This is a genomic window from Rhizobacter sp. P2_D12 (assembly GCF_056404395.1).
In genome coordinates this window covers 1-6,746 of the sequence record NZ_JBFUEB010000191.1, presented here as the reverse complement: position 1 = coordinate 6,746, position 6,746 = coordinate 1, and the positions used below count along the sequence as shown (strand labels likewise).

General features: G+C 71.3%; 6 protein-coding genes and 1 pseudogene. 4 read left to right on the top strand and 3 right to left on the bottom strand.

The window, feature by feature from the left end; genetic code table 11:
- From AC1DYN_RS31130 to AC1DYN_RS31120, 3 genes and pseudogenes are all read left to right on the top strand, one after another.
- Nucleotides 1-662: pseudogene (locus AC1DYN_RS31130) on the top strand (TIGR02270 family protein); the annotation flags it as partial.
- On the top strand, nucleotides 662-844 hold the full coding sequence (locus tag AC1DYN_RS31125) for a hypothetical protein (protein ID WP_477966434.1): 183 nt from the start codon (nucleotides 662-664) through the stop codon (nucleotides 842-844). The pseudogene AC1DYN_RS31130 and the gene AC1DYN_RS31125, both read left to right, overlap by 1 nt.
- A 130-nt stretch (nucleotides 845-974) precedes the next feature.
- Nucleotides 975-1,898 carry a LysM peptidoglycan-binding domain-containing protein gene (locus AC1DYN_RS31120; RefSeq protein WP_477966432.1) on the top strand — a complete coding sequence of 308 codons (924 nt, stop codon included), beginning with the start codon at nucleotides 975-977 and terminating at the stop codon, nucleotides 1,896-1,898.
- A 133-nt stretch (nucleotides 1,899-2,031) separates the two neighbouring features.
- Here the strand turns inward: AC1DYN_RS31120 and AC1DYN_RS31115 are convergent, their stop codons facing one another.
- Genes AC1DYN_RS31115 through AC1DYN_RS31105 form a run of 3 tightly spaced genes read right to left on the bottom strand, consistent with a single transcriptional unit; the run spans nucleotide 2,032 to nucleotide 5,788 of the window.
- Nucleotides 2,032-2,808, bottom strand: coding sequence for a hypothetical protein (locus tag AC1DYN_RS31115; RefSeq protein ID WP_477966430.1), 777 nt, complete (start codon nucleotides 2,806-2,808; stop codon nucleotides 2,032-2,034).
- Entirely contained in the window at nucleotides 2,805-3,854 is a 1,050-nt protein-coding gene (locus AC1DYN_RS31110) for a polysaccharide deacetylase family protein (RefSeq protein ID WP_477966428.1), read from the bottom strand. Before AC1DYN_RS31110 ends, AC1DYN_RS31115 begins: the two co-directional genes overlap by 4 nt.
- Nucleotides 3,855-3,865: 11 nt before the next feature.
- Nucleotides 3,866-5,788, bottom strand: a complete 1,923-nt coding sequence (locus tag AC1DYN_RS31105; RefSeq protein ID WP_477966426.1) for a protein kinase domain-containing protein — start codon at nucleotides 5,786-5,788, stop codon at nucleotides 3,866-3,868.
- A gap of 181 nt (nucleotides 5,789-5,969) precedes the next feature.
- Between AC1DYN_RS31105 and AC1DYN_RS31100 the strand changes: the two genes are divergently transcribed.
- Nucleotides 5,970-6,746, top strand: a 777-nt coding sequence (locus tag AC1DYN_RS31100; RefSeq protein WP_477966424.1) for an FHA domain-containing protein, incomplete at its 3' end; no start/stop codon positions are given.

The window sequence follows — 6,746 nt, the reverse complement described above, 5'->3', positions numbered from 1 at the left end:
GTGCGGCGCTGCTGCCGGCGGCCCGCGCAGCCTGCCTGCTCGGCGACCGGCAGGCTGCCCCCGCCGCGCTGGGCGCGCTGGCGCTGCAGGACGCACCCACGCAGGCGCCGGCCCTGGCCTTGCTGCTGAAGATCCTGCCGGTCGCGCAGGCGAATGCGCTGCTGAAGCTGCTGGCGCAGGACGGCCGGCCGGTGCGCACGCTGATCCGCGCGATCGGCGTGGCGGGCGACCCGCACTACGTGCCGTGGCTGCTGAAGCAGATGGCCGACGACAAGCTGGCCCGGCTGGCCGGCGAATCGTTCAGTGCGATCACCGGGCTCGACCTGGCCTTGCTCGACCTCGACCGCAAGCCCCCGGCCGCGACGCAGGCCGACGAGGATGCCGTCGCGCTCGACGAGGACGAAAGCCTGCCTTGGCCCGACGCGCAGAAGCTGGCCACCTGGTGGGCGGCGAACGGTGTGCGCTTCGAGCCCGGCACGCGCTACTTCGCCGGCGAGCCGCCGTCGACGGCACATTGCCTGTCGGTGCTGCGCACGGGGTTCCAGCGCCAACGCACCGCGGCGGCCGACCACCTGTGCCTGCTGAACCCCGGAACGCCCCTGTTCAACACGGCCGCGCCCGCCGGGCGCCAGGAGCGGCTGCTGGCCGCGAGGGCCGCCTGATGCCCCCCATCGACGCCAAGCTGATCCTCGCCATCCTCGGCCCCGCCTTCCTGGTGCTCGGCCTGGCACGCTGGATCACGGCCGGCCGCGTGATCCCGCAGGCCAAGACCTGGCTGCTGGTCGGTGCGATCTTTTCCGCGGTCGCGACCTGGCTGTGGTGGCAGGCGCTGTCGGTGCATTGAAGCGGTGCGCGGACGGGGCACAATCGCCCGGTTCGCCCCATCGGCGCCGCACAGACCCATGCGGGCTGCCGATGTCGGGCGCGGCTCACTTCGATTGAAGATGGAACCCATGATCGCAAGCCCTGATCGCATGGCGCCGTCCCGCCTCCTGTGCGGTGCCGCGCTGCTCGCGGCGCTGGCCCTGTCGGCCTGCGCCACCAAGCCGGCCGAGCCGGCACCCGTCCCGGAAACCGCCCCGGCCACGACGCCGGCCCCCGCGCCCGAACCCCCGCCCCCGCCGACGCCCGCGCAGCAACAGCAGGCGCAGAAGGTGGCGCAGGGCGTGGTCGAACTGCTGGAAGGCGGCAACGAGGACCAGGCGCGGGCCGAGCTGCAGCGTGCGCTGAGCCTGGACCCGTCCAACAAGCTGGCGCTGAACCTGCAGAAGCAGATGACCGAGGACCCGCAAGCCACGCTGGGCCGCGAGTCGTTCCCGTACGTGGTGCGCTCGGGCGACACGCTGTCGCGCATCGCCGGGCGTTTCCTGGGCGACATCTACGCCTTCCACATCCTGGCCCGCTACAACAACATCAGGGTCCCGCGCCAGGTGGGCGAAGGCACGACGATCCGCATCCCGGGCAAGGCGCCGCCGCCGGAACCGGTGCGGGCGACGCGCCCCGCGACCAGCCCCGCCAAGCCCGCCGAGCCGGAACCGGCCGCAGCGCCGCCGGTGGTGGCCGCGGTGCCGGCCGCACCGGCGGAACCGTCGCCCGGCGAGAAGGCCTTCCGCAGCGCCGAGGCGTCAGCCAAGGCCGGCAACCTGGAGCGTGCACTCGCCGACTACAAGCAGGCCGCGAGCCTGGGCTTTGCGGCCGCGGGGCCGAAGGTGGACGCGACCAGCAAGCGGCTGGTCGAAACGCATTCGCGCAATGCCCGCTCGGCGCTGGCGCGGCAGGACCTGGACGGGGCGATCAAGTCCTGGGACAAGGTGCTGGAGCTGGAACCGGCGAACGAGACGGCGAAGCTCGAACGCCAGAAGGCGTTGCGCCTGAAGGAAAAGGTCAACGCACTTTAAGACGGCTCGCCCGTCGTCGCAGCGGTGTCGCGCGTTCCCGGATTGGCATCCGGGCTACGGGCTTCGGCGGCGTCGGGCAGCGTGTAGCCCGGATGCCAATCCGGGAACTCGCACGCGCCTTCGCGCGTGCTGTTCAGGCTGGAAGCTTCTTCAGCAGAGCCGCCGCAGCCGCATTCTTCGGCTCGATCTTCAGGCACATCTGCAGCGCCTCGCGGGCGGCCTTCGGGTCGCTCGCCTGCAGTGCCTGCGCCTTCTTCAGCAAGGTGGCGACCAGCGCGCGGCGCGTCGCCGCATCGCGCGGCCCGGTGTCCAGCCGGCGCTGCAGCATCCCGATCGCCTCGTCGTACTCGCCCTGCCCGGCCAGCATCGCCGCATGCTCCAGCTCGAGCGACTGCTCGCTCGGGGCCACGCGCGAACCCTGCTTGCGCGTGAGCGTCAGCCGCGACGGCTGGCCCAGGTAGTCGCGCTTGTTGCGCACGCGCTCGATGCTGCGCAACCCGTCGGCCGCCTCGGCCTGCTCCGGCTGCAACACCAGCACGCCCAGGTACGACTGCTCGGCAGCCTCCAGGTCGCCCTTCTTCATCTCGGCACGCGCGCGCTGCAGGCGCTCGGTGGCCAGCAGGTCGGCCTGGCGCCGTGCCTCGCCCAGGCGCTCGCGGTACTCGGCCGGGCGCAGCAGCGCCAGCACGTCCCAGGCCTGCACGGCCTCGCCCCAGCGGCCCTGGCGCTCCAGCGAGACCGCCAGGTCGCGCTGGCGCGCCTCGAACTCGGCCACCCCGTCGGCACGCGCCACGCCGCCCCCCACCGAGCCACCCGACGGCGACCCGCCGCTCGGCACGCCGGCACAGGCGGCCAGCAACAACGCCAGCGAAGCCAGCGATGCGAGTCGAACCCCCGATGCGATCCTCATGATGCCGGCGTGAAGCTGCGCAGCGTCTGCAACCGGGCCTTGAAGGCCTCCAGGTCGTGGCTGCCGTAGATCATGGTCCGGCGCAGCATCAGCGGCTGCGCCCAGGCCGGGTTGCCGCCCGGCGTCACCGTGCCGGCCAGCCGGTAGCGGTTGTGCGCCAGCGCATCCAGCACCACCTCGTTGACGTCGCCGAACGGATAGGCATAGCTCAACACCTCGTTCGACAGCCGCTTCTCGATCACCTCGCGCGGCACCCGCGCCTCCACGTCCATGCGCTGCTTGTACGCGGCATCGGTTTCACCGGCGCTCCGCTCGATCAGGTTGGCATGGGTCTTCGAGTGCGACTGGATGTCGATCAGGCCGGAGGCCGTCATCTCCTGCATCTGGCTCCAGGTGAGCGCATCGCCGGCGCCGACGAAATCGGTGTACAGGAACACCGTGGCCGGGAAGTTGTGCTTCTTCAGCAGCGGGTAGGCATAGCGGTAGTACGACGCGTAGCCGTCGTCGAAGGTCAGCACCACCGAACGCTGCGGCAGCGGCTGCCGGCCGTCGAGGAAACCGATCAGGTCCTTCAGCCGGATCACCTGGTAGCGGTTGGCCGCCAGCCATTCGAGCTGCTGCTCGAAGCCCGCCGTCGACACCGTCATCTTGCCGCTGCCCTGGCCGACGCGGTGGTAGCACAGGATGGGGATCGTCTGGTACTGCCCGGCGCGCACGCCCAGCGGGTTCAGCGGCTTCAGCGGCACGATCACCGGCTGGCCGCTGCGCGGCTGCGCCGCACCGGGATTGGCTTCTGCCACTTCCCAGTCGCGCGCGGTGCTGCCGAGGAAACGCTGCGCGATCGACGCATAGCTGTCGTCGCCCTGCGGCACGTACAGCAGCAGCCGATCGTTGCGCGCCAGCACGCCGTCGCCCGAGGCGGCACGCACCGGCGCCGCCGCCACCGGCGCGTCGCCGCCGCGCGGCGGGGTCTGGCAGGCCGCGAGGCCCAGCACGCACAGCCATCCGGCCACGACGGCACGCCCGAGGCGCCGTGATACTTGCATCGCCTGCTCCCTCAAGACGTCTTCTGGGGCGGCTCGGCCGGCGGGCGCCGCAACGGCGCCATCGTGCTGGCAAAGCTCGCGGCCACGCGCTGCGTCTCGGCCGCGGTGTCCTGCGCCGGCACGTAGCGCTCCTGCAGCGCCTGCGCCATCGCGTCGAAACCCTTGTAGAGCTGCCCGAACTCGTCGCTGCGCTCCTCGCGGATGCGGTGCTCGAAGCGGCCCTGCGCGATCTCGCGCATCGAATCGCCGACCAGCTTGATCGGCCGCGCGAACCAGTTGGCGACGAAGTACATCGCCACCGCCACCGCCAGCACCGTCACGATCACCAGCACGATCATCAGCGTCAGGCTCAGCCGCGCCACCTGCGCCAGCGGCTTCTCGGGCACGCCCAGCGCGACCCGGCCCACCGCCTTGCCCTGGAAGGTCATCGGCGCCTCGAACATCAGCACGTTGTCGTTGTCGTCGAGCACGCGCGTCACGCTGACGCCGCCGCTGCGCGAGCCGAGCAGCTCGCCGGCGCGCGCCTTGTACGGCTGGCCCACGCTCGCCGCATCGCTGGACGCGCGCACGACACCGGCCCGGTCGACCACGGTGACGCTGGTGAAGTCGCGCGTCTTCATGACCTCCTGCACCGCCACCTCGACCGCCACCCATTCGTCGGCCAGCGCCGACACCGCGTTCTGCGCCGCGATGAAACGCGTCAGCGAGGCGCCGTAGTCGGTGACCTGGCCGATCATCGCCGCGCTCTGCTGGCGGTTGACCACCGCACCGGTGACCGCCATCACCGCGAACACGATCGCGCCCATCATGAGCGCCCACTTCACGCGCAGCGGCAGGATGCGGGTCTTTTCCTTCTCGCGCGCCTCGTCCTCGAGGGCGCGCATCGCCAAGCCGATCTCGGTGGCCAGTTCCTGGCCGGTCTGGAAGCGGCGCTCGGGCTGCTTGACCAGGCAGCGCTCGACGATGCGCCGCACCTGCAGCGGCAGGTCGGGGCGCAGCTTCTCGATCGGCGTGGGTTCCTCGGTCGCGATCTTCATCGCCAGCGCGACGATGCTGTCGCCCTGGAACGGCGGCTGGCCGCTGAGCATCTGGTACAGGATGATGCCGACCGAGAACAGGTCGGAGCGCCCGTCGACCTTGGAGCCCTTGGTCTGTTCGGGCGACATGTACTGCGGCGTGCCGAGCACGTCGCCGACGCGGGTCTGGTGCGTCGACGAGGCCCCGGAGGCCACGTGGGCGATGCCGAAGTCGGTCACCTTCACGGTGTTGGTGCCCTTCAGCACCATGATGTTGGACGGCTTGATGTCGCGGTGGACGATGCCCTTGCCATGCGCATAGTCGAGCGCCTTGGCCAGCTGCAGGCCGATCACCAGCGTCTCGCGCAGCGGCATCGGGCCCGAGCGCGCCATCATCTCGTTCAGCGGTTCGCCCTCGATCAGCTCCATCGCCATGTAGGGCCGGCCTTCGATCTCGCCCACATCGTGCACGGTGACGATGTTGTGGTGCGACAGCATGCCGGCGGCGCGCGCCTCTTTCAGGAAGCGGGCGCGGTACTCCTCTTCCTCGCAGTAGGCGGCGTGCAGGAACTTGATCGCGATGGTGCGGTCGATGCCCGGGTCATGGGCACGGTAGACGCTGGCCATCCCGCCGCGGCCGATCCGCTCGGTGATCTGGTAGCGCCCGACCTGGCGCGGCGCGGCCGGGCTGGCGGCCGCCGGGGGTGCAGCGCGACGCGACGCCTCGCTGCCTGGGGCAGCGGGGGTGGCGGCGGGCAGCGTGTCGGCGGCTGCGTTGGCCGCCGCGGCGTTCAGCGGGCTGGTGCGGGCATGGGCGGCAGCGTACTGCGCGCTCGCCTGGGCGCTGCTGGTGTGGGTGATGACGCGCGTGGTCTCGTCGTCTTCGAACGGGCGCTCGGGGTAGTCGTCTTCTGGCATGGCACGCGACAGTGCCTGCCGCGCCCCAAAGTCTCAATGAACGAAAGTCACCTGGCAACGATTTCCCATGTCATCGGCATGACTTTCGTTGATTGCAAAGCGCGATGGGCCGGCGGATAAAGCGTCCTCAGGCGCGTGGGTTCCGGTTGCGGGACGCGCCTGCCTCGCTGTCGGAGCCCTCATGATCCTGGTGATACGCGCCCATACCCTGAAGAACGAGACCCTGTCTCAGTCGATCACGGGCCACTTCGATGAACGCGGTGGCACGATCGGCCGTTCCGACACGAACACGCTCGCCCTGCCCGATCCGGAGCGCCACATCTCGCGCCTGCAGGCCGAGGTCTGGTTCAGCAACGGCTCGTTCTCGATCCGCAACGTCGGCAGCGCCAATGCCATCGTGATCAATGGCCGGCCGATCAACGCCGGCGAAGGCACGACGCTCGGCCATGCCGACGAGCTGGTGATCGGCGGCTACGTGATGCGCGCGACGCTGGCCCAGCCCGAGGCGGCCCCGCGCGCCGAGGAGCGCGCGCCGATCGATTCGCGCACCGTCATCAAGGCCTCGTCGGTCGAGTCCAAGACCAATCCGCGCATGCAGCTGCAGCCCCCGGCCCCGATGCCGCGCAGCGCGCCGGTGATGCCGCCCCCGGCGCAGCCGTCGCCGCCGATGGCCGCGCCGGCCGCGATCGATTCGGCCAACCCGTTCGGCGATCTGCTGGGCGGCAGCACCGGCGGCGGCGCCAACGACCCGTTCGCCGACCTGATGGGCGGCGCGCGCGACCCGAGCCCGACCGGCACGATGCCGTCGTTCCGCTCGTCCGCGCCACTGCCGCCCCCACCCCCACATGCGCCCTCGCCTGCGGTGATCCCGCCAGCGGCGGCGCCCAGCCGCGCATCGGCCGCGTTCGCGCCGCCGCCGCCGGCCGCGCCGGCGCGCCTGCCGGACGATTTCGACCCC

Bases quoted from the DNA above. Each gene is read 5' to 3' on its own strand.
- AC1DYN_RS31110 (WP_477966428.1), bottom strand. From the start codon at position 3,854: ATGCAAGTATCACGGCGCCTCGGGCGTGCCGTCGTGGCCGGATGGCTG.
- AC1DYN_RS31125 (WP_477966434.1), top strand. From the start codon at position 662: ATGCCCCCCATCGACGCCAAGCTGATCCTCGCCATCCTCGGCCCCGCC.
- AC1DYN_RS31115 (WP_477966430.1), bottom strand. From the start codon at position 2,808: ATGAGGATCGCATCGGGGGTTCGACTCGCATCGCTGGCTTCGCTGGCG.
- AC1DYN_RS31120 (WP_477966432.1), top strand. From the start codon at position 975: ATGGCGCCGTCCCGCCTCCTGTGCGGTGCCGCGCTGCTCGCGGCGCTG.
- AC1DYN_RS31105 (WP_477966426.1), bottom strand. From the start codon at position 5,788: ATGCCAGAAGACGACTACCCCGAGCGCCCGTTCGAAGACGACGAGACC.